Annotated in this window: 17 protein-coding genes and 1 pseudogene; 8 read left to right on the top strand and 10 right to left on the bottom strand. The window is 63.6% G+C overall.

Annotated elements, in window-relative coordinates:
- Positions 1-1,118 (top strand): annotated as a pseudogene (lysK, locus tag NKJ08_RS13185) (lysine--tRNA ligase); the annotation flags it as partial.
- Here lysK and NKJ08_RS13190 read toward each other — a convergent pair.
- From NKJ08_RS13190 to NKJ08_RS13220, 7 genes are all read right to left on the bottom strand, one after another.
- A complete protein-coding gene (locus tag NKJ08_RS13190; RefSeq protein ID WP_352781967.1) occupies positions 1,081-1,917 on the bottom strand; it encodes a thermonuclease family protein in 837 nt (278 codons plus the stop codon). The pseudogene lysK and the gene NKJ08_RS13190 sit on opposite strands and share 38 nt — an antisense overlap.
- 9 nt (positions 1,918-1,926) lie before the next feature.
- Complete coding sequence (locus NKJ08_RS13195) at positions 1,927-2,571, bottom strand: S24 family peptidase (protein ID WP_352526784.1); 645 nt, start codon at positions 2,569-2,571, stop codon at positions 1,927-1,929.
- 81 nt (positions 2,572-2,652) lie between these two features.
- On the bottom strand, positions 2,653-4,872 hold the full coding sequence (locus tag NKJ08_RS13200; protein ID WP_352526827.1) for a 3-hydroxyacyl-CoA dehydrogenase NAD-binding domain-containing protein: 2,220 nt from the start codon (positions 4,870-4,872) through the stop codon (positions 2,653-2,655).
- 12 nt (positions 4,873-4,884) lie between these two features.
- A complete protein-coding gene (locus NKJ08_RS13205) occupies positions 4,885-6,093 on the bottom strand; it encodes an acetyl-CoA C-acetyltransferase (protein WP_352526783.1) in 1,209 nt (402 codons plus the stop codon).
- A 32-nt stretch (positions 6,094-6,125) separates the two neighbouring features.
- Positions 6,126-7,295: an acyl-CoA dehydrogenase family protein gene (locus NKJ08_RS13210; RefSeq protein ID WP_352526781.1), complete on the bottom strand. Its 1,170-nt coding sequence runs from the start codon at positions 7,293-7,295 to the stop codon at positions 6,126-6,128.
- A 121-nt stretch (positions 7,296-7,416) separates the two neighbouring features.
- Positions 7,417-9,213 carry an acyl-CoA dehydrogenase gene (locus tag NKJ08_RS13215; RefSeq protein ID WP_352526779.1) on the bottom strand — a complete coding sequence of 599 codons (1,797 nt, stop codon included), beginning with the start codon at positions 9,211-9,213 and terminating at the stop codon, positions 7,417-7,419.
- 224 nt (positions 9,214-9,437) lie between these two features.
- Positions 9,438-9,899: a MerR family transcriptional regulator gene (locus NKJ08_RS13220; protein WP_023719513.1), complete on the bottom strand. Its 462-nt coding sequence runs from the start codon at positions 9,897-9,899 to the stop codon at positions 9,438-9,440.
- 552 nt (positions 9,900-10,451) lie between these two features.
- Between NKJ08_RS13220 and NKJ08_RS13225 the strand changes: the two genes are divergently transcribed.
- The 4 genes from NKJ08_RS13225 (at position 10,452) to NKJ08_RS13240 (ending at position 17,587) form a co-directional block, all read left to right on the top strand.
- On the top strand, positions 10,452-14,318 hold the full coding sequence (locus NKJ08_RS13225; protein WP_352776098.1) for a peptidoglycan-binding protein: 3,867 nt from the start codon (positions 10,452-10,454) through the stop codon (positions 14,316-14,318).
- A 191-nt stretch (positions 14,319-14,509) separates the two neighbouring features.
- Positions 14,510-15,433 (top strand): sulfite exporter TauE/SafE family protein, encoded by a 924-nt coding sequence (locus NKJ08_RS13230; protein WP_352526775.1) that lies wholly within the window; start codon positions 14,510-14,512, stop codon positions 15,431-15,433.
- On the top strand, positions 15,433-16,224 hold the full coding sequence (locus tag NKJ08_RS13235; RefSeq protein WP_352526773.1) for a TIGR02186 family protein: 792 nt from the start codon (positions 15,433-15,435) through the stop codon (positions 16,222-16,224). The genes NKJ08_RS13230 and NKJ08_RS13235 overlap by 1 nt, the downstream gene beginning before the upstream one ends.
- A gap of 106 nt (positions 16,225-16,330) precedes the next feature.
- The gene (locus tag NKJ08_RS13240; RefSeq protein ID WP_352776101.1) at positions 16,331-17,587 is read left to right on the top strand and encodes an Hsp70 family protein; all 1,257 of its coding nucleotides are present in this window, start codon (positions 16,331-16,333) and stop codon (positions 17,585-17,587) included.
- A 61-nt stretch (positions 17,588-17,648) separates the two neighbouring features.
- Here NKJ08_RS13240 and NKJ08_RS13245 read toward each other — a convergent pair whose 3' ends face one another.
- A complete protein-coding gene (locus NKJ08_RS13245; protein ID WP_352526769.1) occupies positions 17,649-18,551 on the bottom strand; it encodes a LysR substrate-binding domain-containing protein in 903 nt (300 codons plus the stop codon).
- A 280-nt stretch (positions 18,552-18,831) separates the two neighbouring features.
- Between NKJ08_RS13245 and NKJ08_RS13250 the strand changes: the two genes are divergently transcribed.
- Genes NKJ08_RS13250 through NKJ08_RS13260 form a run of 3 tightly spaced genes read left to right on the top strand, consistent with a single transcriptional unit; the run spans position 18,832 to position 23,440 of the window.
- The gene (locus NKJ08_RS13250; RefSeq protein WP_352776103.1) at positions 18,832-21,762 is read left to right on the top strand and encodes a molybdopterin oxidoreductase family protein; all 2,931 of its coding nucleotides are present in this window, start codon (positions 18,832-18,834) and stop codon (positions 21,760-21,762) included.
- Positions 21,759-22,493, top strand: coding sequence for a 4Fe-4S dicluster domain-containing protein (locus NKJ08_RS13255; RefSeq protein WP_352526765.1), 735 nt, complete (start codon positions 21,759-21,761; stop codon positions 22,491-22,493). Before NKJ08_RS13250 ends, NKJ08_RS13255 begins: the two co-directional genes overlap by 4 nt.
- A gap of 11 nt (positions 22,494-22,504) precedes the next feature.
- Complete coding sequence (locus tag NKJ08_RS13260; protein WP_352776105.1) at positions 22,505-23,440, top strand: dimethyl sulfoxide reductase anchor subunit family protein; 936 nt, start codon at positions 22,505-22,507, stop codon at positions 23,438-23,440.
- Positions 23,441-23,447: 7 nt separating this feature from the next.
- Here NKJ08_RS13260 and pdeM read toward each other — a convergent pair whose 3' ends face one another.
- Positions 23,448-24,164, bottom strand: coding sequence for a ligase-associated DNA damage response endonuclease PdeM (gene pdeM / locus NKJ08_RS13265; RefSeq protein ID WP_352776107.1), 717 nt, complete (start codon positions 24,162-24,164; stop codon positions 23,448-23,450).
- Positions 24,161-26,683: a ligase-associated DNA damage response DEXH box helicase gene (locus NKJ08_RS13270; protein ID WP_352781968.1), complete on the bottom strand. Its 2,523-nt coding sequence runs from the start codon at positions 26,681-26,683 to the stop codon at positions 24,161-24,163. The genes pdeM and NKJ08_RS13270 overlap by 4 nt, the downstream gene beginning before the upstream one ends.
- Between the last annotated feature and the right edge of the window lie 6 nt (positions 26,684-26,689).

The following is a 26,689-nucleotide window of genomic DNA, read 5'->3' on the forward strand; positions in this document are numbered from 1 at the left end:
ATTTTCGGGGGCCGGCGGGGGGTGGGGCGGGGGGTCTCAGCTTTCCGCCTTCCCTGCCTCCCCAACCAACCCCGGGCTGGGTCTGGCTGGGGGGGACCCAGGCGCCAAAGCCCCACGCCGGCACCGTCGTGTGGCGCGACCCGGCCACCGGCGAGCGCTTCGAGACGCCGGTGACCGGCGGTCACGCCAAGCTGCAATGGAAGCCTGACTGGGCGATGCGCTGGGCGGCACTCGGCGTCGATTACGAGATGTCCGGCAAGGATCTGATCGATTCCGTCAAGCTCGCCGGGCAGATTTGCCGCGCCCTCGATGCTCCGGCGCCGGAGGGCTTCAATTATGAGCTGTTCCTCGACGAGCACGGCCAGAAGATCTCGAAATCGAAGGGCAATGGGCTGACCATCGACGAGTGGCTGACTTATGCCCCGACCGAGAGCCTTAGCCTTTATATGTTCCAGCGCCCGCGAACCGCGAAGAAGCTCTATTTCGACGTCATCCCGAAGGCGGTAGACGAGTATTACACGTTCCTATCTGCTTATCAGAAGCAGGAGTGGAAAGAGCGCCTGGGCAATCCGGTCTGGCACATGCATGACGGCAATCCGCCCGTCATCGACCTGCCGGTATCGTTCGCGCTGCTGCTCAACCTGGTCAGTGCCTCGAATGCCCAGAACAGGGACGTGCTGTGGGGCTTCATTTCGCGCCACGCGCCGGGTGTGACGCCGGCAACCCACCCCGAACTCGACCGGCTGACCGAATATGCGATCCGCTATTTTGACGATTTCGTGAAGCCGGCCAAAGTGTACCGTGCCGCCGAGGCGGTCGAGCGCGAGGCGCTGACCAAGCTTTCGGAAGCGCTCGCCGCGCTGCCGGCCGACGCCGATGGCGAGGCGATCCAGAACGCTGCCCTCAATGTCGCGCGCAAGATCGAGCGCTACCAAGATCATTCGAAGCAGAGCCCGGAGGGCGGGCCCGGCGTCTCCGTCGCCTTCTTCCAGATGATCTATCAGGTGCTGATAGGTCAGGAACGCGGGCCGCGCTTCGGCTCCTTCGCCGCGCTCTACGGCATTGCCGAAACGCGTGAGCTCATTCAGCGGGCGCTGGCTGGTCAGCTGGCGGCTTGAGGACGCCGTCCTGCTCCTCCAGGATCGAGCCCGGCGCCACAGGCGCGAACCGCGACGCAGCCGGGAGCGGCGGCAGGCCTGAAACGCTCGGCGCCGGCCCGAAGACGCCCTTTTTCGCTGCACGCGCCTTCTCGCCGGCTTCTGTGTAAGCGCTACCTTTGGCGGCGCGCGCCCAGCCGTTTTCGACCAACCATTGGCCGATATCCTGATTGCCGATCCGGCACTCGGCGGCGATCAGGTCACGGCCGCCTTCGGGCGGCACCGTACAGACCACCGCGCGACCGTGCAGAAAAGCGCGGAAGGCCGTTCGCGCCCGGACGCCACAACTCCAGGACTTGCCGCTGTCGGTGCAAGTCTCGTCCTGCTTGACGATGTCGATACCGGAAACCGCAATCGCGTAGCCCTTTGCCTCGATGACCCCGGCGGCCGGCGCGACGGGCTGAAACAGTTTCATGCCTTTCCCGTCCTCCGGCATTTTCGTTTTTGGCGGCTTGGGCGGTCCGGCCAATGCCAGATCGCTCAACGGGGCGCGCGGCTCGATCCGTTCAAGCTCGTCGGAACCGAGCTGCGGCGGCACCACGATTTCCGGATCGATTGCCCTCGAATGCGCCGCCTGCTTGGCCGCCTCTGGTTTCGGGATGGCCGACGTAGCCGGCGCGGCGGGCTGCGGTTCAGCGCTGACCTGGATTTGCTCCCCGGGGCCGCCGCTTGCGTTCTGGACGGCGCGGCCGCCGGCGACAATTGCCGTGGCCATCGCCGGGATCGCCAGAACAGCCAAGGCAAGGTGAGGCAGACGCACCGGCGCGCCCTACTGGCTTGCCCAGACAATCCGCGCCACCCATTCGACATCGCGCATGGGGATGTCGCGGTCCGGGTGATCGGGATTGAGGGAGACCAGCGCGATCGACTTAGGTGTCTGGCGGTCGAGCACCTTGGCCATCACCTCGCCGGCATTGGTCTTGACGACGACGCGATCGCCCTTTCGTATGACAGCCCCCGGCTCGACGATCAGGACATCGCCATTGCGGTAGAGCGGCAGCATGGAATCGCCCTGGACCTTCAAGGCATAGGAGGTTTCGGTCGCCCGTGCGGGGAGTTCGATCAGGTCCCATCCCTGCCCCGCCGGAAATCCGGCGTCGTCGAAGAAGCCACCGGCGCCGGCCTGGGCGAAGCCGAGCAGCGGCACCGACGATTTCTGCACGGGCAGTGCGCCGGATGTACCCCGGCCTTCGACCAGCCCCGCAAATTCATCCAGCGAGGCGCCGGTCGCCTCGATGATCTTGGCCAGCGATTCGGTCGACGGCCAGCGCGGCCGCCCATCCGAGGACAGCCGCTTCGATTTGTTGAAGGCGGTCGAGTCGAGGCCAGCGCGCCTGGCCAGGCCGGAGGCCGAAAGCGAGTAACGCTCGGCGAGAGCGTCGATGGCGGCCCATACGCGGTCATGCGAGAGCACCTTGCTCTCCTTCGAAACAGGAAAAAATACCTTCCCTGTTCTACCCCCTGGCCGCCATCTTGTCCACCGCCGAAGACGGCGTCACGCCGCCTCCTTGGCCTCGTTCCTGGTATAAGGATCGAAGCGCTCATAGAAGGTCTCGCCCTTCTCGGCCATGTCGAGCAGCAGCTTCGGCGCCTTGAACTCGGCGCCGTATTTCTTCTGCAGGCCCTTGGCGATGTTGGCGAATTTCTTCACGCCGATGCCGTCGATGTAGGACAGTGCACCGCCTGTATAGGGCGCGAAGCCGAAGGCCAGGATAGAGCCGACATCGGCCTCGCGCGGATCGGTAACGATGCCCTCCTCCATCACCCGTACCGCCTCAAGCGCTATGGTGACCAGCAGCCGCTGCTTCAGCTCCTCATAGTCGACCTTCTCCGCCGCCAACTGCGGGTAGAGATCCCTGAGGCCTGGCCACAGCTTCTTCTTGGCCGGTTTTGCGGGATAGTCGTAAAAGCCTTTGCCGTTCTTGCGGCCCAAGCGACCATGCGTGTCGACCATCGTGTTGATCAGCGCCATCTGCTTCGGGTCGACCGCCTTGGCGCCGAGATCGCGCATGGTCTGCTTCATGATCTTCTGGGCAAGGTCGATCGCAGTCTCGTCGGTCAACGCCAGAGGACCGACCGGCATGCCGGCGGCCTTGGCCGCATTTTCGATCATCGGCGCCGGAACACCTTCGATCAGCATCTTGTAGGCTTCCGACATGTAGCGCAGCACGCAGCGATTGACATAGAAACCGCGCGTGTCGTTGACGACGATCGGCGTCTTCTTGATGGCGCGGACGAAGTCGATCGCGGTGGCCAGCGCCTTGTCGCCGGTCTTCTTGCCGAGGATGATCTCGACGAGCATCATCTTGTCGACCGGCGAGAAGAAATGAATGCCGATGAAATTCTTCGGCCGCGCCGAATTCCTGGCCAGCGATGTAATTGGGATGGTCGACGTGTTCGACGCGAAGATTGCCGACGGCTTCAGCACCGCCTCGGCCTGTTCGGTGGCATCCTTCTTAACGGCCGAATCCTCGAACACCGCCTCGACCACAAGATCGCAGCCGGCAAGATCGGCGTAATCGGCCGTCGGCGTGATCAGCGACAGCAGCTGGTCTTTGTCCTGCGGCTTGGCACGGCCCTTCTTCACCTGATCCGAGATCAGGTTGTCGGAATGCGCTTTGCCCTTGGTGGCGGACTCCATGTCGCGGTCGAGCAGCACCACCGGAATGCCGGCCTTGGCCGTCACATAGGCGATGCCGGCGCCCATGAAGCCGGCACCGAGCACGCCGATCTTCTTGAACTTCGTTTCCGGCACGCCGGCCGGGCGGCGCGCACCCTTGTTCAGTTCCTGGAGCGACACGAACAACGAGCGGATCATCGCTGCCGCTTCCCTGGTCTGCATGATCTCGGTGAAATAGCGCTGCTCGATTCGCAAGGCGGTGTCGAACGGCACCAGGAGGCCCTCATAGACGCATTTCAGGATGGCGGCAGCGGCGGGATAATTGCCATAGGTCTCGCGGCGCAGGATGGCGATGGCCGGCGGCCACAGATTGGCACCGGCCATCGAATAGATCGGAGCGCCGGGCAGCTTGAAGCCCTTCTCATCCCACGGCGCCACCGGTTTCAAGCCGTTCCTGATCATCGCCTTGGCGGTTTCGACCAGCTTGTCCGGCTCGGCAATCTCATGGATCAGGCCCATTGACTTGGCCTTCTGCGGCGATAGCGTCTGGCCGGAGGTCAGCATTTGCAGCGCCTGCTGCTGGTCGGTCAGCCGCGGTACGCGCTGGGTGCCGCCGGCGCCCGGAAAAATGCCGATCTTCACTTCGGGAAGCGCCATCCTCACTTTGTCGGAATCGGCCGCGACACGGCCATGGCAGGCGAGCGACAATTCGAACGCGCCGCCCATGCAGGTGCCGTTGATCGCCGAAACCCACGGCTTGCCCGAGGTTTCCAGCTTACGGAACAGGCCGTTCATAGTGCCCGCATTATCGAATAGCGCCTTGGTCGCCTTCTCTGTGTCCTTCACCTTGTCGGCGGCGAAGGTCGCCAGCATCTTCTGCAGCATGGTGATGTCGGCGCCGCCCGAGAACGTATCCTTGCCTGAGGTGATCACCGCACCCTTGATTGCCGCGTCGCCCGCCACCTTGTCGACGATGGCGTTCAGTTCGAGCATCACCTCTTCGGTGAAGACGTTCATCGAACGGTCCGGCATGTCCCAGGTAATCATCGCAATGCCGTCGGCGTCGATGTCGAGGGTGAAATTGGTGTAGCTCATCATGTCTCTCCGTCAGACGCGTTCGATGATCGTTGCGGTGCCCATGCCGGCGCCGATGCAAAGCGTCACCAGCGCAGTGTTCAGGTCGCGGCGTTCCAATTCGTCCAGCACCGTACCGAAGATCATCGCACCGGTGGCGCCGAGCGGATGGCCCATGGCGATGGCGCCGCCATTGACGTTGATCCGGTCATGCGGAATGTCGAAAGCCTGCATGTAGCGCAGCACCACCGAAGCGAACGCCTCGTTGAGCTCGAACAGGTCGATGTCCGACAGCTTCATCTTCGCCCGCTTCAACAGCTTCTCGGTGACGTCGACCGGGCCGGTCAGCATCAGCACCGGTTCGGAGCCGATGTTGGCGAAGGCACGGATGCGCGCGCGGGGCTTGAGACCGAGCGTCTTCCCCGCCTTTTTCGAGCCGAGCAGGACGGCGGCCGCACCATCGACGATGCCGGACGAATTGCCGGCATGGTGGACGTGGTTGACCTCTTCCACCTCGGGATGCTTCTGCACGGCGACGGCGTCGAAGCCGCCCATTTCGCCTGGCATGACGAAGGACGGGTTGAGCGCGGCCAGCGACTGCATGTCGGTCGAAGGCCGCATGTGTTCGTCGTGGTCGAGGATGGTCAGGCCGTTCTGGTCCTTGACCGAGATCACCGACTTCTTGAAGCGGCCCTCTCCCCACGCCTTGGCGGCGCGCTTCTGGCTTTCGACCGCGTAGGCATCGACGTCGTCGCGCGAAAAACCGTATTTGGTGGCGATCAGATCGGCCGATATGCCTTGCGGCACGAACCAGCCGGGCAGGCCGACCGAGGGATCCATAAACCAGGCGCCACCGGAGGCACCCATGCCGACGCGCGACATTGATTCGACGCCACCGGCAATGACGATCTCGTCGGCACCTTGCGCGATCTTGGCGGCGCCGAAATTGATGGCGTCCAGGCCCGAGGCACAGAAGCGCGATATCTGCATGCCGGGCGCCTTGGTGTCGTAGCCCGCCTCGAAAGCGGCGGCACGTGGAATGACCGCACCCGCCTCGCCAACTGGATCGACACAACCGAAGATGATGTCGTCGACGGTGCCGGTGTCCAGCCCGTTGCGGTCGCGGATGGCTTCGAGCACCTTGGCACCGAGCCGCACCGCCGGCACTTCGTGCAGCGAGCCATCCTTCTTGCCCCTGCCGCGCGGCGTGCGCACGGCATCATAGACATAAGCTTCGGCCATTTTCCTGCTCCTTGGGTTTGCTGAAAAATCGCTCAGAGCGAGCGCCCGATCAGCAATTTCATGATCTCGTTGGTGCCGCCGTAGATGCGCTGGACGCGGGCGTCGCGGAACATGCGGGCGATCGGATATTCATTCATGTAGCCATAGCCGCCATGCAATTGAAGGCATTCGTCGACGACTTTTCCCTGCAGGTCGGACAACCAGTATTTGGCCATCGAGGCCGTCACCGGGTCGAGGCCACCGTTAATGTGGCGGGCAACGCAGTCATTGTAGAAGACGCGGCCGATGGTCGCCTCGGTCTTCAATTCGGCAAGCTTGAACTGGGTGTTCTGGAATTCGATGATGGCCTTGCCGAAGGCCTTGCGCTCCTTGACGTAGTCGATGGTAAGAGCCAGCGCCCGCTCGACCATGGCGATAGCTGTGGTGCCGATCTGCAGCCGCTCCTGCGGCAATTGCTGCATCAGGTGGACGAAGCCCTGGCCTTCCTCGCTGCCGAGCAGGCTCGAGGTCGGCACACGCACGTCGTTGAAGAATAGTTCCGACGTGTCGTTGGCCTTGAGGCCGATCTTGTCGAGGTTGCGGCCGCGCTCGAAGCCCGCCACCTCGTCGGTCTCGACGACGATCAGCGAGATGCCCTTGGCGCCCTTCTCAGGATCGGTTTTGGTAACGACGATGATGAAATTGGCGAGCTGGCCGTTGGTGATAAAGGTCTTCGAGCCGTTGAGCTTGTATTGGTTGCCGTCCTTCTCGGCCCGCGTTTTGACGCCCTGCAGGTCGGAGCCCGCACCCGGCTCGGTCATGGCGATGGCGCCGATCAGCTCGCCGGTCGCCAGCCTCGGCAGCCATTTCTTCTTCTGCTCCTCCGAGCCGTAATGGAGGATGTAGGGGGCGACGATCGAATTGTGCAGGCCAATGCCGAACCCGTCGACGCCGACATGGCCGATCGCCTCGATAATGGCGCTCTCATGCGCGAAGGTGCCGCCCGAGCCGCCATATTCCTCCGGTATCGAGGCGCAGAGCAGGCCGGCAGCACCGGCCTTCAGCCAGCTTTCGCGATCGACCATCTCGTTCTTCTCGAACTCGTCGTAACGCGGCGCGATCTCTTCCGACATGAAGCGGTGCGCCATGTCGTAGAGCATGCCGACCTCGTCCGCCGCCCAGGCGGGCTTGGGGAGACCGAGGATTTCGGCGGGACTGGTCATGTTTATTCTCTGATCCTCCTTCCAAGCACGCCGCCAGAATTGAGGCTGGCGCGCTGCCGTGGCGACCCCTCCCGGCCGCTTCGCGGCCACCCTCCCGTCGAGGGGAAGGGGGACGTCGAACTTAGAACGCTTCGGCCGGCAGTGCCATCAATGTGTCGCCGCCGCTGGAGATGCGGGCAAGGTGCGCCGCCGTCTCCGGCATGATCCGCTCCATGAAGAAGCGCGCCGTCACCAGCTTGCTGTCGTAGAAGGCCGAGGAACCGTCGGCGCCATTTGCCAATTTCGCCCCGGCAGCCTTGGCCATCTGCGCCCACATGTAGCCCAACGCCACGAGGCCGAAGAGATGCATGTAGTCGGTCGAGGCGGCACCGGCGTTGTCGGGCTTGGCCATGCCGTTCTGCACCAGCCACATCGTCGCGGCCTGCAGGTCGTTGAGGCCCTTCTTCAGCGCCTTGGTGAAGGGCGCCATCTTCTCATCAGCGCGGTTCTCCTCGCAGAACTCGCCGACCTCCTTGAAGAAGGCCTGCACGGCGCGGCCGCCGTTCAAGCCGAGCTTGCGGCCGACAAGGTCGAGCGCCTGGATGCCGTTGGCGCCCTCGTAGATCATGGCAATGCGGGCATCGCGCACGAACTGGCTCATGCCGTGCTCTTCGATATAGCCGTGGCCGCCGAAAACCTGCTGCGCCATTACCGCATGATCGAAACCCTTGTCGGTGAGCACGCCCTTGACCACCGGCGTCATCAGGCCGGTGTAGTCGTCGGCGGCAAGGCGGTCCTTGTCGTCACCGGAGCGGTGAGCAATGTCGGACTTGATCGCCGTCCACAGCGCCAGCGCCCGACCGGCCTCGTTGAAGGCCTTCATGGTCATCAGGCTGCGGCGGATGTCCGGATGGACGATGATCGGATCGGCCTTCTTGTCCGGTTCTTTCGGCCCCGACAGCGAGCGGCCCTGCAGGCGATCCTTGGCGTAGGAAACCGCATTCTGGTAGGCGACCTCCGACAGCGAAAGTCCTTGCAGGCCGACGCCGAGCCGCGCCTCGTTCATCATGGTGAACATGGCTTTCAGCCCGCCATTGGCCTCGCCGAGCAGCGTGCCTTCCGCCTCGTCGTAATTCATGACACAGGTCGAATTGCCATGGATGCCCATCTTCTCCTCGATCGAGCCACAGGAGACGGTATTCTTCTCGCCCGGATTGCCTGATGCATCGAGCATGAGCTTCGGCACGATGAACAGCGAAATGCCCTTCACGCCATCCGGCGCGCCCTCGATGCGGGCCAGCACGAGGTGGACGATGTTGTCCGACATGTCATGCTCGCCGGCCGAGATGAAGATCTTCTGGCCGGAAATCTTGTAGGTGCCGTCGCCATTGGGGACGGCCTTGGTGCGCAGCAGGCCGAGATCGGTACCGCAGTGCGGCTCGGTCAGGTTCATGGTGCCGGTCCAGGTGCCCTCGACCAGCTTCGGCAGCCATGTCGCTTTCTGCTCTTTGGTGCCATGGGTGATGATCGCAGCGATCGCGCCCTGCGTCAGGCCGGCATACATCATCAGCGACATATTGGCCGACACCATATATTCGGCAACCGCAGTGTGCACCGCGTAGGGCAAGCCTTGTCCGCCAAACTCGACAGGTGCGGCGAGCCCCATCCAGCCGCCTTCGCGATACTGGTCGAAGGCTTGCTTGAAGCCTTTCGGCGTCGTTACCGAGCCGTCGTCATGGCGCACGCAGCCTTCAATGTCGCCAACGCGGTTCAGCGGCTGCATCACGTTTTCGGCGAGCTTCGCCCCTTCGGCAAGGATTGCCTCGAGCACATCCGGCGTGGCGTCGGAAAATCCGGGAAGATTGGAATAGCGCTGATACCTCAGCACTTCGTTCAGCACGAACAGCGTGTCCCGGACCGGCGCCCTGTAGATCGGCATACGTTTTCCTCCACCATGCGGTCTTGGCCCCGAAATCAGCCCCGGTATATGAGGATAGCAGGCGGACCAAACGTTACGGGTCGAGATAACAAATATTGACGTTTGCGTAAACGTCAATTCTGCGATGCAGCGAATTTTCTCCCGCGCTCCAGGACGGCAAACGACGAAGAACCGCGCAGCAAAAGCCGCGCGGTTCTCATTCGTCAGAAATCGACAGGTTTAGTTTAGCTCGCCACGCTGGCCTGCGGCGCCGAGCGCTCGATCAGCATTTGCCGGACGGTCGACATCGAGGCACTCAGTTCGCTGATCGCGTCGTCGATCAGCGCCCGCTGCTTCTGCAGGCGGGCAAGCTGCTTCTCCGACTTGTCAAGCGCCAACCGCAACTGCTTGGTGTTGGAGCCGTTCGGATCGTATAGGTCCATCATCTGCTTGACGTCACGCAGCGAGAACCCGACCTTGCGGCCGAGCAAGATCAGTTTCAGCCGGGCCCTGTCGCGGCGGGTATAGAGGCGGGTCGAGCCGTCACGCTGCGGGTTGAGAAGACCCTTGTCCTCATAGAAACGCAACGTACGCAGCGTCACCCCGTATTTCTTGGCCATTTCGCCGATGCGGACAAGCTCTTCACCGGCTTCGCTCGACATATCGTTGGTGTTGGCCGCGGCTTGGCCGGGCGAAATAAGTTTCATGGTCACTGGCTTTCCCCGTCTGGTGGCGTCGCGGTCGCGGACCTTGCGTCGCCTGAGTGAAAGCGGGGGCGTGCTTCCACTCGTGGTTTCAACAAACAAATCGCAAACGGCGTAATCCGCTCGTTTACGTTTACGTCAATGCTATATCGATAGCCGCCTCACGACGCAAGAGCGTTCTGGGCTTAGAACTTTATGCCGCAGCGGCTATCGGACGATCCCGAAAATCGCAGTCGATCTCGAAAAGGACCCTGCGGCAGATCAAAATTCTACAGCGTCCTTTGTGCGTCCAAAAAGACACGCGGGGCCATCGGAAGCCAGTCGACAAAGTTGCAACTTCTTAAGCTTGGTTAACGCGTTGTTTACCACGTTGGGGCGAAATGTGCGCATGTCGGTTACCCGTGTCTATCCTGTATTGAATTTTTCACGGTTTTTCGGAGCGCGGGTAAGACCCGGGAAGCTCGTCTTCCACTGCAACAAGCCAAGCGGTCGCCTTCGTCCCGGCAGGACTTTGGGAACCTGGTGAAAGCCAGCAATTCTGAAACGGGCGCATTGATGAACAGCAAGCGGTCCTACCTCGATACACTCAACGCCGGCAGGCAACGCAGGCCGCACACGACGCTTGAAGAGCTCAACCGCTCGCTGGAAACTCTGGAGCAGCGGCTGGAGCGGACGCGCGAGGAGACGGCAAGCCGCCCCGATCTACGCCGACCAGCGGCAGAACCGCGCTATCCCAGTGCCCAACCCTATGGCCAGCAACGCCTGTATGAGGACCCGCGCGAGGCGCAGCGGCCGAAAGGTCCGGCAGCGACTTTCGACCAGAATTACCAGGCGATCGCCCGCGATATCGACCGGGTGCGCGGCCAGGAGGACGGCGTCGCCCTGGCCGGCAAGATCGCCGGCGAACTGCGCGGCCTGCGCGAAGAGCTGCGCCAGCAGATGACCTCCGGCCTGCAAAGCGAGTTCGACGCACTGCGCAAGAATATTGAGCGGGCCTTCCAGTCAAATGGCGGCGGCAAGCGCAGCGCCGAACTCGGCGTCGAGTTCGAGCGGCTTTCCGGCGCCATCCAGACACTGGCCGAAAAAAGCGACGACAGAAGCGTCAATATGCTGCGGCTCGAGCTTGAGCAGGTCAAGGCCGCTCTCGACACGCTGGCGCGCGAGGAGAGCGTGCAGGCGGTCGGCCGCCGCTGGGACGATTTCGACCGCCGCTGGAGCGCCTTCGAGGACCGCGTCGACGCCGATCAGCGCAAGCGGTCCGACGCGCCCGGCCTGTCGGCGCTGACCGAGCGGCTCGAACAGATCAGCAATGCCGTCAGCAATCTGCCGGAATCGCTGTCGCTGCGCTCGCTCGAGGAAAAGGTCCGCACGCTTGCCGGAGCGGTCGATCATTTCGCCCGCCAGCAGGACAATCGCGGCAGCGACACATTCAGCCAGATCGACGAGCGGCTCGACGAGATTTCCCGCGCGATCGTCGCCTCGACGGTTGCCGCGCAAGCCAATTCGTTCGACCCGGAGCCCTTCGAACGCATCGAGAAGCGGATTGATTCTCTGGCCCAGCAAATCGAAGAAGTGTCGCAAGATCGTCCGGGCCGGGAGGTCATCGACCGCCTCAACACATTGTCGAGCCGCGTGGACGAGCTGGCCGGCCGAGCCAATCTGCCGGAACAGGCGATGGAACGCCTTGCCAGGCAAGTCGCGCTTATCGCCGACAAGATCGACCACGCACCTGCCATGCCCGACGCCGACTACATCTTCCAGGGGCTCGAGCAGCGCTTCGACGTGCTGTCCAGCATGATGGAACGTCGCCAGGGCGACGCCATCGAACAAGGCAACATGCTGTTTCGCGATCTCGAGCGCCGGCTGGACGAGGTCGCCGACAGGCTGGACCAGCGCATGCCGCAGGTCGACAGCGCCGGCATCATGGATGCCATCGACGCCCGCTTCACCGCGCTGGCCAAGCGGATGGAGACGCGCGTTCCAGATCCTGCCAACGAGGCGGCGATCCGCGGCCTGGAGAGCCGGCTCGAAGACATCTCAAGCCGACTGGATTCGTCCGCGGCACAAGTCGCCAGCATCGACCCGGCGTTGATCCGCAGCCTCGAAGCGCAGGTCGCCGGCCTGACGGCGCATCTTTCCAAGCCCGGCACGCCGCTGCCGGAATTCGACGACATCAGCCCGCGTCTCAACGAAATCGAGAAGTCGCTGGCCGGAACCCGCGATTCCATCCTCGGCGCGGCGCGCGAGGCAGCCGAGAGCGCCGTCCGCTCGCTGGCCGGATCAAGCGCTAACACGGCGGCCGTTACCGGCCTCGCCCAGGATCTGAAGACGCTCGAGGCGCTGACGCGCCGTTCGGACGAGCGCAATTCGAGGACGTTCGAGGCTATCCACGATACGCTGCTCAAGATCGTTGACAGGCTTGGTTCACTCGAGACCGGCGAACCGGCAAGCGCCGAGTTGAGCAAACGCTCCGGCCGGGTATCCAAGATCTCGGTGCAGGACGCACCGTCGATGGACATCGACCAGCCGCTGCCGTTAACGGGCAACATGGCCGATCTCGACGGCCGCGCCGCGGCGCTCGTGCGCGACGAGCCAGGTCCGCGTACGCCGGCCGAGGCCGCCGCTGCAGCCGCCCTGGCGGCTCTCGGCTCAGACACGACGCGTGAAAAAACCGAGCAGGGCGGCGGCAGGAAATCGATGTTAGGCGGGCTGGCGCGCGCCTTGAAGGGCAAGAAGGAGGCCGAGATGCCGCCGCTGGCCGGCTCGGCGGCGAGCGCCGAGATACCGAGCGTCGATCTCGACGAGCCCCTCGACCCCAAGCTCGCCAACCGGCCACTGGAACCCGGCTCCGGTGCACCCGATCTCAACGCCATCATGAAGCGTGTGCGCGACGAGCGCGGGCAGCCGGCCCGGGAAGGCGGCGCCGAAGCGGCGAAATCGGACTTCATCGCGGCAGCCAGACGGGCGGCACAAGCGGCGGCCGCCGAGGCGGACGCCCTCAAGCGCCAGTCGACGATGAAAGGCCCGGTCAAGGCGCTCAGGATCGGCGACCTGCTCAAGGCGCGGCGCAAACCGATCCTGATGGGGGCAATTGCGATCATGCTGGCGCTTGCCGGCCTGCAACTGGGCAAGGCCTTCTTCTCCGACCCGGTCGAAGTCGCCAGCAATGATGCGGCGCCGCCCGTGGCCGCACAGCCGGTGGAGACTGCATCGGCCAGCGTTGCCAGCGAGCCGAAGGCGGACGCGCAGACGGCAGCGCAGGATAGCGCGCCGTCCCCCACCGTCAGGCAGGCAGACCCATCCACTGCGATGACCAAGGACGACGCGGCGGCGCAAACCGCCCCCGCCACGCCGGCAACCGAAGCATCGACGGCGCCCGCGGCCTCCGCGGCAGCTCCTGACCTGGCGGCGCCAGACACCACGGCCGCAGTGCCCGCGCCGGCAGCGGCGACGGCCAGCGACGCCGAGCCAATGGCTGCCGCGCCTGCTACCACCACCGCTGCGGCGCAGGACACGACCGGCACGGTGCCGCCGGCGGATGCTGCCGCGGCGGCAGGCGTTGCCAAGATCGACGTTCCGGCCGGTGTCGGTCCGGCCGCCCTGCGCGATGCAGCGGCCGGCGGCGACGCCAAGGCGCTGTTCGAGATCGGCTCGCGCTACGCCGAGTCGCGCGGCGTCAAGGAAGACATGGCGGCGGCCGCCAAATGGTATGAGAAGGCTGCCGAACTCGGTTTCGCACCGGCAGAATACCGCATCGGCAATTTCTACGAGAAGGGCATCGGCGTCGCACGCGACATCAAGAAAGCGAAGACCTGGTATCAGCTTGCCGCAGAGCAGGGCAACGCCAGCGCCATGCACAACCTGGCCGTGCTGTTTGCGATGGCGGCGGATGGCGTGACCGACAATGAATCGGCCGCGCACTGGTTCCAGGCGGCGGCCGATCTCGGCGTCAAGGACAGCCAGTTCAATCTCGGCATTCTGGCGGCGAAAGGCGTCGGCATGAAGCAGAACCTCGAGGAGAGCTACAAATGGTTCGCGCTCGTCGCCAAGGCCGGCGACAAGGATGCTGCGGCCAAGCGCGACGAAATCGCCAAGGCGCTGAGGCCCGAGCAGTTGGAGCGTGCGCGGGCCGCGGCTGAGCTGTGGAAGGCCAAGCCGCTCGATCCGGCAGCCAATTCGGCCGACATTCCTGAATCGTGGCAGGACGGCACGCCACAGACGACCGCCGGCATCGACATGAAGAAAGCGGTCCAGAACATCCAGCGCATTCTCAACAAGAACGGCTACGAAGCCGGCAACCCCGACGGCATGATGGGCCAGAAAACCAAGAACGCGATCATGGCCTTCCAGACCGACAACGACATGAAGGCAACCGGCGCGATCGACGAAAAACTGGTCAAGGCGCTGCTTGCGCGCAAATAACGGCAGATGCGTCGTTTCCGCGACGCCCTTGCCACAGATTTGCCTGTTAACTGATTGAGTTGTTTTTTGTTTCGGCGGCGCAGCGAAGTTTGACTTCACCGCCCGGCCGGCGCAAGAACGAGATACCCTTCTGACGCAAAATGCCCGCAACGGTTGCATTCGCCAGGAGGCAAACTGATCGAGACTGACGGGTGGGCATCTATCTCCCGATCGCGGAAATTTCCGTCAACGTCTTCGTGCTGCTGGCCATGGGTGCGGCGGTGGGTTTCCTGTCGGGCATGTTCGGCGTGGGCGGCGGCTTTCTCATCACCCCGCTGTTGATCTTCTATAATATACCGCCGGCGATCGCGGTCGCCACCGGCGCCAACCAGGTCATCGCTTCCTCCTTCTCCGGCGCCTTGTCGCACATGAAGCGCGGCACGCTCGACTTCAAGCTTGGCGGCGTGCTTTTGGCCGGCGGCATCGTCGGCTCGACCGGCGGCATCTATGTCTTTGCGTTCCTGCGCCGACTCGGCCAGCTCGACCTGTTCATCTCGCTGCTCTACGTCGTGCTGCTCGGCACCGTCGGCGGGCTGATGCTGGTCGAGAGCGTCAATGCGCTGCGCGCCACCCGCAGCGGCGCCGCACCGGTGTTGAAGAAATCCGGCCAGCACAATTGGATCCACCGCCTGCCGCTGAAGATGCGGTTCAGGGCCTCGAAGCTCTTCGTCAGCGTCATTCCGGTTCTTGGCCTGGGCGCGGCGATCGGCTTTCTGTCGTCGATCATGGGTGTCGGCGGCGGCTTCATCATGGTGCCGGCCCTGATCTATCTTTTGAAAGTGCCGACCAACGTCGTCATCGGCACCTCGCTGTTCCAGATCATCTTCACCTCGGCCTACACCACGCTGGTCCACGCCACCACCAACCAGACGGTCGACGTCATGCTCGCCTTCCTGTTGATGGCAGGCGGTGTCGCCGGCGCGCAATATGGCGCCAAGGCCGGTCAGAGGTTGCGCGGCGAGCAACTCAGGGCGCTGCTGGCGTTGCTGGTGCTGGCGGTCGCCATCCGGCTCGCCATCGGTCTTTTCGTCACGCCGCCCAATCTCTATTCGCTGTCCGGCGTGGGCCTGAGCTGATGGCTGGCTTGAGGACGATCGCGGCCGCCGCCTTGCTGTCGCTGCTGGCCGCTGCGTCACCGGTAAAGGCGCAGACGCCACTAACCGAAAATATCCAGATCGGCCTTTCCACCGACAATGTCTCGATTACCGCCGGCTTTTCCGGCGCCGACCTGACCATCTTCGGCTCGCTGGAAAATGCCGATCCGCTTGTCGCGCGGCAAGGGCGCTACGACGTGATCGTCGTGCTGGAAGGTCCGGCCCGGCCAGTCGTCGTGCGCCGCAAGGACCGGGTGCTCGGCGTCTGGGTCAATCTGGAGTCGGAGACCTTCGAAAACGTACCGGTCTCCTATTCGGTGGCGACGACGCGGCCGCTGCAGGACGTCACCGATCCGAACAGCTACAAGCAGCTGTCGCTCGGCGCCTCCAACCTCTATTTGCAGCCGGCCGACGCCGGCGACAGCCCGGCGACAATCGAGGAATTCACCGCCGCGCTGCGCGAACGCAAGGCGGCGACCGGCCTCTACAGCGAGAATGTCGGCGGCGTTCAGTTCCTGTCGCAGAACCTGTTCCGGGCCACCGTCAGGCTTGCTCCCAACGTTCCAGTCGGCACCCACAAGGCCCGCGCCTTCCTGTTCAAGAGTGGCCTGTTCATCAAGGAAAGTTCCGCCCAGCTCGAAATCCGCAAGTCCGGTTTCGAACAGTCGATCTTCCGCGTCGCGCACGACTATTCCTTCCTCTACGGTGTCTTTGCCGTGTCGCTAGCCATGTTGACGGGCTGGCTCGGAAGGCTGGTCTTCAGGAAAGACTAAACTCTCGTAAAAGTGGTTTCCCTTTCCGAGGGTATGGGCTAGACCGCGACCCCGGCCCGACCGGACACGAGCTGCTGCTCCCCAAATCAGAATACAGGAACGCAGGATGCGACCAGCATTTGCCGGGATCGACTTCGGCACTTCGAATTCCACCGTGAGCATGATCAGGAACGGGCAGCCGCGGCTGGTGGCGTTGGAAGACGGCCAGGTTACGCTGCCCAGTGCGGTGTTCTTCAATTTCGAGGATAACCGCACCTATTTCGGGCGGCGCGCCATCGCCAACTATACGGACAGTATCGAAGGCCGCTTGATGCGTTCACTGAAGAGCGTGCTCGGCAGCTCGCTCGCCCACGAAAAGACGCGCATCAAGGCGCGCTCGATCGGATTCATGGAGATTGTCGGCCTGTTCATCGGTCACCTGAAAAGGAAGCTGGAAGAAGACGCCCATGACACGGTAGAGAGCGTGGTGCTGGGACGGCCCGTGCAGTTCGTCGACGACGATGCCGAGGCCGACGCCAAGGCGGAGCACGAACTCGAAAATGCCGCTCGTGCCCAGGGCTTCAAGCACATCGCCTTTCAGTTCGAACCGATTGCTGCGGCACTTGACTACGAACAAAAGGTGACGCGCGAGGAACTGGCGCTGATCGTCGACATGGGCGGCGGCACGTCCGACTTCTCAATCGTGCGGGTCTCGCCCGAGCGCGCCCGCTCGTTCGACCGCAAGGACGACATCCTGGCCAGCCGCGGCATCCACATCGGCGGCACCGACTTCGACCGGCTGTTGAGCATCGCCCATGTGATGCCGCAGCTCGGCTATTTGACGCCAACCAAGGATGGCAAACGTAATCTGCCGGCGAGCTACTTCATCGACCTGGCGACATGGCAGCGCATCAATCTGGTCTATACCGCAAGGGCGATGACGCATCTGCGCCAGATCCGCTATGAGGCGGAACGCGCAGACCTGGTCAACCGCTTCATCCACATCGTCGAGCATCGTTACGGCCATGCGCTGGCGGCGCTGGTCGAAAAGGCCAAGATCGAGCTGACGGACCGATCGTCCGCCGATGTAGAGGTCGCGCTGCCCGAGGTGAGGTTCACGGCAGAAATCACGCGCAAGGGTCTCGAAGCCACCATCGCTCGGGATATTGAGCGCGTTGCAGCTACCGTCGAGCAGACCGTCCGCGACGCGCAGGTGAAGCCCTCCGACATCACCGCGGTATTCCTGACCGGCGGATCGACCGCGATCCCGTTAGCCAGGCAGCAGATCCTGGCTCTGGTGCCGCAGGCGTCGGTAATCGAAGGCGATGTGTTCGGCTCGGTCGGGCTCGGGCTGGCACTCGACGCGCAGCGGAAGTTCGGCTGATCCATTTTGTTTTAGCCGCATTTCTGCGACGCCAAGTGATTCCACTTGGCTGCAAAATGTTCTAGAGCGGCGCGGCTTTCTCAGCTTGCCCGCTGAGATGTGCCTTGAGCGCCATCTGAGCCAGACTTGGCTGCCGGTCGCGATGCGTGATCATGGCAAATTCGCGCTTCGGCAGATCGATCGGCACGGAACGCAGGCTGCCTTCGGCGACCGCGCGCGTGACGACGAGTTCCGAAATGATGGTGGCGCCGGCGCCGGCCTCGACCGCCTGGCGAATAGCCTCATTGCTCGGCAACACCAGGAATATCTGCAGATCCGCGAACGAAACCCCGTCGCGTCGAGCAAGGTCCTCCAGCGCCTCGCGCGTGCCCGATCCGCTTTCGCGAATGATCCAGCGAAGCCTGCCAAGGTCGGGATGCCCAAGCGAAACTTCGGCGACCTCGGGGTGCGAGCGCGCCACAACCAACATCATGCGATCGATATCGACCTTTGCCCGCCGCAAAATGTCGGATTCGGTGCGCCCCTCGACCAGGCCAAAATCGGCTGCGCCATCAAGGACATCGGTCTCGACCTGCCGGGTGTTGCCGATGCTCACGCTCAGCCTGACGGCGGGATAGGCTTCGTGGAAGGAGGCCAGCCGGCGCGGCAGCCAATAGCTGGCGATGGTCTGGCTGGCGGCAATCGAAAGACTGCCGGTGATCGTCTGCGAGACATGCTCCAGCACATTGTGGGCGGCCGCAGCTCGCTCGAGGACCGCCTTGGCCTCGGGCAGAAACCGGCGCCCGGTCTCGGCGAGCTCGATGTTGCGGCCCACTCGGTTGAACAACTGTACGCCGTGCTGCTGTTCGAGCGAGCGGACCGCGGCGGACGCGGCCGACTGTGAAATGCCTAACAACTCGGCCGCTTTGGTCATGTGCGCCCGTTCGGCGACGGCGACGAAGATCCGTAGTTGGTCCAGAGTCATGCCGACACTAAGAAGCAAATCCGATTGGAATTACAAGAGCAAGTTGTTAGACAGATTGATTTCTTTGTTCTAAATTTTGGCCCGAAATTGGAAAAAAGTCGCGCCAGAGCAGTCGAGGGTAGAAATTGGTGGGGCTGTTCAAATCCGTGTTTGCGCACTGGACCCGCAGCCTGCGGCGGCGTCTCGTGGGTGAACGCTATCGGCCGGAACAACATTACATGCGCGGCCCAGGCCCGAAGACGAGAGCCAAGGCCGCGGAACGCAAAAACCTCGCCGGATCATGACCAACAAACCGCTGCGCGGCGCCAACTCAGCACCATCACAACGGCCGCTCGCCGATACGCGCGCGCCCGCTGAAGGCGACGGCGTCGATACTTCGCCTGATGTCTCCGACAGCATCGCCAAGACCACCTGCTACATGTGCGCCTGCCGCTGCGGCATCGACGTCCACATCAAGGACGGCAAGGTCCGCTACATCAACGGCAACAAGGATCATCCGGTCAATCGCGGCGTGCTGTGCGGCAAGGGCAGCGCCGGCATCATGCAGCATTACAGCCCGGCCCGGCTGAAGAAGCCGCTACTGCGCACCGGCCCGCGCGGCTCGGGCGAGTTCCGCGAAATCGAGTGGGAGGAAGCTTTGTCGATCGCGACAGAACGGCTTTCGAACATCCGCCGAACCGATCCGAAGAAACTCGCCTTCTTCACCGGCCGCGACCAGTCGCAATCGCTGACCGGTTGGTGGGCGAGCCAGTTCGGCACGCCGAACTTCGCCGCCCATGGCGGCTTCTGCTCGGTGAACATGGCAGCCGGCGGCCTCTACACGATCGGCGGCTCGTTCTGGGAGTTCGGCGAACCCGACTGGGACAATACCAGATATTTCATGCTGTTCGGCGTCGCCGAGGACCACGATTCCAATCCGATCAAGATCGGCCTCGGCAAGCTCAAGGCGCGTGGCGCCAAGGTGGTTTCCATTAATCCGTGCCGCACCGGCTACAACGCCATTGCCGACGACTGGATCGGCATCCGGCCCGGCACCGACGGCCTGTTCGTGTTCGCCCTCATCCATGAATTGCTGAAGGCCGGCCGTGTCGATCTCAACTACCTCTTGCGCTACACCAACGCCCACGGCCTCGTCATCCAGGAACCTGGTGCCGCCGATGACGGTCTGTTTGCGCGCGACGGTGACGGCAATCCGCTGGCTTGGGACAGGGTGGCGAAGACGCCTGTCAATGCCAGCGATGCCGACGCAAAACCGGCGCTGACCGGCAGCTTTCTCGTCGACGGTCGCCGCTGCGTGCCGGTCTTCCAGCTCATCGCCGACCGCTATCTGGACGAGAGCTATTCACCCGAGGCGGTCGCTAGCCGGTGCGGCATCTCCGCCGACACGATCCGACGCATTGCTGCAGAACTCGCGCATGTCGCCTTCGAACAGCAAATCGAGCTGCCGGTGGCCTGGACGGACTGGGCCGGCCGCCGGCACGAGACCATCAAGGGCCGGCCGGTGTCGATGCATGCGATGCGCGGCATTTCGGCCCATTCGAACGGCTTTCACTCTTGCCGCGCGATCCATTTGCTTCAGGTGCTACTCGGCACGGTGGATGTGCCGGGCGGATTTCGCTTCAAGCCGCCTTATCCCCGTTCGGTCCCGCCGGGGCCGAAGCCCGCCGGCAAGAATGTGAGGCCGATGACGCCGCTCGAAGGCATGCCGCTCGGCTTCGTCTGCGGGCCGGAGGACCTGCTGATCGATGAAGGCGGCAAGCCTGTTCGTATCGACAAGGCCTACTCCTGGGACGCGCCGCTGGCCGCACACGGGCTCATGCACACGGTCATCCGTAACGCCTGGGCCGGCGATCCCTACAAGATCGACACTTTGTTCATGTACATGTCCAACATGGCTTGGAACTCGTCGATGAATACGGTCGAGACGATGGCGATGCTGACCGATATCGATGCGTCGGGCGAGTACAAGATCCCGTTCATTATCTATTCCGACGCTTATTATTCCGAGACCGTGCCTTTTGCCGATCTGGTGCTGCCGGACACCACCTACCTCGAGCGGCATGACTGTATCAGTCTGCTCGACCGGCCGATCAGCCACGCCGACGGGCCGGGCGACGCCATCCGCCATCCCGTCGTCGAGCCGGACCGTGACGTCAGGCCGTTCCAGACGATTCTGATCGAACTCGGCGCGCGGCTCGGCCTGCCCGGCTTCGTCGATGACGACGGCTCCGCCAAATACCGCGACTATGCCGACTACATCGTCAATCACGAGCGCACGCCAGGTGTCGGTCCGCTCGCCGGCTGGCGCGGCAAGGACGGGACCTCGGTCGGCAAGGGCGAGGTCAATCTCGACCAGTTGCAGCGCTACATCGACAATGGCGGCTTCTGGCACCAGGATTTCGCCGACGATCAGCGCTACTACAAGATGGCCAACCGCTCCTATCTCGACTTCGCCGAGAACATGGGCTTCATCCCGAAAGCCGAGCCGATCGTGTTCCAACTCTATTCCGAGCCGATGCAGCGCTTCCGCCTGGCGGCACGCGGCCATGGCGGGGTGCTGCCGCCGGAGGCGGAGCGCAGCCGCATCGAGACCTATATGGATCCGCTGCCATTCTGGTACGCGCCCTTCGAAGAGGCTGCGGTCGACAGTCAAGCCTATCCGCTCCACGCGCTGACGCAGCGGCCAATGCACATGTATCATTCCTGGGGCTCGCAGAATGCGTGGTTGCGGCAGGTCACCAGCCAGAATCGGCTGTTCGTGCACAATCGGACCGCTGCCGGCCTCGGGCTTGTCGATGACGACTGGGTGTGGATCGAGAGCATCAACGGCAGGGTCAAAGGGCAGATCAAGCTGGTCGACGGGGTGAACGTCGATACGGTGTGGACGTGGAACGCGATCGGCAAGCGGCGCGGCAGCTGGGGGCTGAAGGATGATGCGGCCGAATCCAATCGCGCCTTCCTGCTCAACCATATCATCGGCGACCAGACCTCCGCTGATGCCAGCGGCAGACGCTATTCGAATTCCGATCCGGTGACCGGCCAGGCCGCATGGTTCGACCTGCGCGTGCGCATCGTCAAATGCGCAGCCGAGGAAGCAGGCTTCACCGAACCGCAATTCGAGCGGTTCAGGCAGCCGCCGCATTTCGAGTCCTCGCCCGACAAGCTCAGTTTCGGCGCCGAATTCCGCCGGGAAAGAGAAGCTGCCGAATGACCTGCCTTCCCGCCCACACCGATAAAAAGCTCGGCCTGGTCATTGACCTCGACACCTGCGTCGGCTGCCAGGCCTGCGTTACCGCCTGCAAGGAATGGAACACCGGCGGCCATATGGCGCCGCTGACCGACATCGATCCCTATGGCGGCAATGTCGACGGTGTCTGGTTCAACCGTGTGCACAGCTATGAGCACATGACGGAGATGGGCGGGCGCACGGTGAATTTCCCGCGCTCCTGCCTGCATTGCGAGACCCCGGCCTGCGTCACCGTCTGCCCGACCGGCGCCTCCTACAAACGGGCGTCGGACGGCATCGTGCTGGTCGACGAGGACAAATGCATCGGCTGTAAATTATGCAGTTGGGCCTGTCCCTACGGCGCGCGCGAATTCGACACCGATGTCGGCGTGATGAAGAAATGCACGTTGTGCGTCGACCGCATCTACAACGACAATCTGGCGGAGGAAGATCGCGTGCCGGCCTGCGTCGCCGCCTGCCCGACCAGCGCGCGGCATTTCGGCGATCTGGGCGATCCGGCATCGGCGGTGTCGCAACTGGTGGCGGAGCGCGGCGGTGTCGATCTGATGCCGGAGATGGGCTACAAGCCGACCAACAAATATCTGCCGCCGCGCGCGCACACCACACGCGCCGCGTCGGTGCCGGCCCCGGCGCTCGAGCCGGTGCGGGCCGAAGGCGGCTTCCTTGGCTGGGTCGACCGCATGCTTTCGAACTGATCCGTGCCTTCATGCATCCAGCATTCTCCGTCGTCTTTTTCACCACCGCCACGGGCGCCGGTTACGGCCTGCTCGCGCTGCTTGGCGCGTTCGCCGGACAGGGCTTTATCCCGCCCGATTTCTGGCTTGGCCTGGTCGGCATGGGACTGGCGCTTGGTCTGATATCGGCAGGCCTGCTGTCGTCGGCCGGCCATCTCGGCCGGCCCGAACGGGCCTGGCGCGCCTTCTCGCAATGGCAGAGCTCCTGGCTGTCGCGCGAAGGCGTTGCCTCGGTCGTCACCTTCGTCCCGGCGGGACTGTTCGGCATCGGCTGGGTGTTCCTCGGTCGCACGAACGGCTGGGTGACCGTAGCCGGGTTGCTGGCTGCCATCGGCGCGATCGTCACCGTCTGCACCACCGGCATGATCTACGCCTCCCTGAAGCCGATCGCCCAATGGCACAGCCGCTTCACCTTGCCCGGCTATTTGATCTTTTCGGCGATGACCGGCAGCGTGCTGCTCAATGCGCTGCTGCAAGGTTTTGCTATCGGCTCGAATCCATTTCTGGCGGCTGCCCTATTGCTGACCGTGCTCGGCTGGGGTTTGAAACTGGCGACCTGGCGTCACAACGACAGGCTGGAAATCCCGACCAACGCCAACACCGCGACCGGACTTGCCGGCGGCATTGTGCGGTCTATGGAATGGCCGCATACCGAGGAAAACTATTTGCTCAAGGAGATGGGCTTTCGCATCGCGCGCAAGCACAGCACTAAACTCCGCCAGATCACGCAGGTGCTGGCCTTTGCTTTGCCCGCCCTGCTATTGGTCTCGGCGTTCTCCTTGCCGTGGCCGTATGCGGCGGTGCTGTCGATAGCCGCCGCAATCGCCCAATTCGCCGGCATGCTGGTCGAGCGCTGGCTGTTCTTCGCCGAGGCCAAACACACTGTGACTTTATACTACGGCAGATAGAGCGGGTTCAGCCCGGCCTGAGCATTGAGTGAGAAATTGCAAAAATGCGCTCAGTGCCGAGCATATAGGCCATCAGCGTTTCGCGGCGGAACAGCCCGGCATAGGCGCGGTCAAGCAGATTGAGCGAGCCGGTATAGGCGCCGAAGGCCGGCATGATCATGCGGCCGCCATCGCCGGCAAAGCAGCGCCGCCGCACCGAGCGGCCTTGCTGCACGATGCGGGCGCAAGGATGCAGATGGCCTGATATCTCGCCCTCCACCCTTACCGCCGAAGGCTCGTGCCGGAAGAGCAGAGAGCCGATGGCCAATTCGCGCACGGTCTCGCCTGGCAGGTCGGCCGGTGCTTCCGGGTCATGATTGCCGGCGACCCAGAACCAGTCGCGCCCGGTCATCAGCCCTTCCAGCCTTTCGCGGAAGCTCGAGTGCATGCGCGCGGCGCCGCCGCCATCATGAAAACTATCGCCCAGGCTGATGACGATCGAAGGCTGATAGTCGGCAATGACCGACTGGAGCCGGAGCAACGTGGCTCCGGTATCGTAAGGCGGAACCAACGTGCCGCGTCTGGCCAGCGACGAGCCTTTTTCCAGATGCAGGTCGGACACGGCCAGAAGCCGAAATTCGGGAAAATAGAGCACACCGCGACGGTCACAGATCGCGCGTTCGCCGGCGACATGGACAAAGCCTGCATCCGCCAGAGGCGCAGCCATGGCCGGCGCGACAGTCATTTCGTTCCCATGGCCTCCTCGACCAGCGTGGCTGCATCCATCAGCAGCGTTTCATCGGCTTCGCCGTTCACCGGCATTTTGCCGATCTCGAGCATGATCGGCACGGCGAGCGGCGAGATCTGCTCGAGGTTCTTATGCATGATTCGACCCTGGACGCGCGAGAGCATCTCGGCAAGTCTGCTGACATCCAGCAGACCGGTGGCGGCATCGGCACGCGTCGCCTGCAGCAGGATGTGGTCAGGCTCATGGCTACGCAGCACGTCATAAATGAGGTCGGTTGACACGGTCACCTGGCGGCCGCTCTTCTCCTGGCCCGGGTGGCGTTTCTCGATCAATCCCGAGATGAGCGCGCAATTGCGAAAGGTGCGCTTCAACAGCCAACTGCCGGCCAGCCAGGCTTCGAGGTCGTCACCCAGCATATCCTGATCGAAGAGCGCTGCCAGCGACGGTTTCTTCGCCCTGAACATCCGGCCCATATCGGCCAGCGACCATATGGCAAGCGCATAGTCGGTGGCGACGAAGCCGAGCGGCTTGGCTCCCGCCCTGTCGAGGCGGCGGGTGAGCAGCATGCCGAGTGTCTGGTGCGCCAGCCTGCCCTCGAATGGATAGGCCACCAGATAGTAGCGGTTGCCGCGCGGAAAGGTCTCGATCAGCAAATCGTCGCGTTTCGGCAGCACCGACCTGTCAGCCTGGAAGCGCAGCCAGTCGGCGACCTGCTCCGGCAGCTTCTTCCAGCGCTGCGGATCATCCAGCATGATGCGCACCTGCTCGGCAAGGTAAGTCGAAAGCGGGAATTTGCCGCCGCCATAGTACGGCACCTTGGCGTCGCTGCCCGGCGCGTTCGAGACGAAGCACTCATTCTCGCGGATGCCTTCAAAGCGCAGCACCTTGCCGGCGAACATGAACGTGTCGCCGTGCGTGAGGGTCTCGAGGAACGCCTCCTCGATCTTGCCGAGGACCCGGCCGCCGCGCGAAGCCGCGCCTTTCCTGCCGGCCTGGACATAGCGGACGTTGAGCGCCGGCACTTCGATGATGGTGCCGACATTCAGCCGGTATTGCTGGGCGAAGCGAGGATTGGAGACCCGCCACAGCCCGTCCTTGTTGAGACGAATACGGGCGTAACGTTCGTAGTTCTTCAAGGCGTAGCCGCCGGTGGCGACGAAATCGATGACGCGATCGAATGTCGGCCGGTCGAGATCGGCATAGGGCGCGGCCGTCCGCACTTCTTCGAACAGCGCATCGGCATGGAACGGCGCACCGCAGGCGCAGCCCAGCACGTGCTGCGCCAGCACATCGAGCCCGCCGTTGACCAGCGGCGGGGTATCCTGGGCGCCGAGATAATTGGCGTCGAGCGCCGCCCTGCATTCGAGCACCTCGAAGCGGTTGGCGGGAATGAGGATCGCCTTCGACGGCTCGTCCATACGGTGGTTGGCACGGCCGATGCGCTGTGCCACCCGGCATGCCCCCGTTGGCGCGCCAACCTGGACGACCAGATCGACGTCGCCCCAGTCGATGCCGAGGTCGAGTGTCGAGGTGGCGACGATGGCACGCAAAGCGTTCTCGCCCATCGCCTTTTCGACGCGCCGACGCTGGGCGACGTCGAGCGAGCCGTGGTGCAGCGCGATCGGCAAGGTGTCCTCATTGACCCGCCACAATTCCTGGAACAGCAACTCCGCCTGGCTGCGCGTGTTGACGAACAACAGGGTCGTCTTGTGGCGCTTGATCTCGTTGTAGATCTCCGGCGTCGCGTAGCGGGCCGAATGTCCAGCCCACGGCACGCGCTCCTCCGAATCGAGAATGGAGATCTCGGGCTTGGCGCCGCCGGTGACGACGATCAGTTCGGCCATGGGCCCCGGTGGATTCTGGCTGACCAGCCAGCGCCGCAATTCGTCGGGCTCGGCGACCGTCGCCGACAGGCCGATCGTCTGCAGGGCGGGCACAAAGCTGCGCAGCCGGGCCAGCCCGAGCGACAGGAGATGCCCGCGCTTCGAGGTCACCAGCGAATGCAGTTCGTCGAGCACGACATAGCGCAGGTCCTCGAAGAAGCGCCTGGCGTCGGGCGCGGCAATCAGCAGCGCCAATTGCTCGGGCGTGGTTAGGAGAATGTCGGGCGGCGCCAGCTTCTGCCGCTGGCGCTTGTGTGCGGGCGTGTCGCCGGTGCGGGTCTCGACGGTAACCGGCAGGCCGATCTCTTGGACCGGCTTGCCGAGATTGCGCTCGATGTCGACGGCCAGCGCCTTGAGCGGCGAGATGTAGAGCGTGTGGATGCCGCGATGCGCCTGCCCCGGCCTTCTCCTCGGCCGTCCGGCCAGTTCGGTCAGCGACGGCAAGAACCCGGCCAGCGTCTTGCCGGCGCCGGTCGGGGCGATCAGCAATACCGACTGCCCGCCCTGAGCCTTGGCCAGCAAATCAATCTGATGGGCGCGCGGCGACCAGCCTTTTTCCGCAAACCATTTGACGAATGGCTCGGGCAGGACGACGGCGGCATTCTGTTCGGCAAGGCGCGGCTGCTCTGTCACGCGCCA

The sequence above is a fragment of the Mesorhizobium sp. M0244 genome (assembly GCF_040321795.1).
GTDB lineage: Bacteria > Pseudomonadota > Alphaproteobacteria > Rhizobiales > Rhizobiaceae > Mesorhizobium.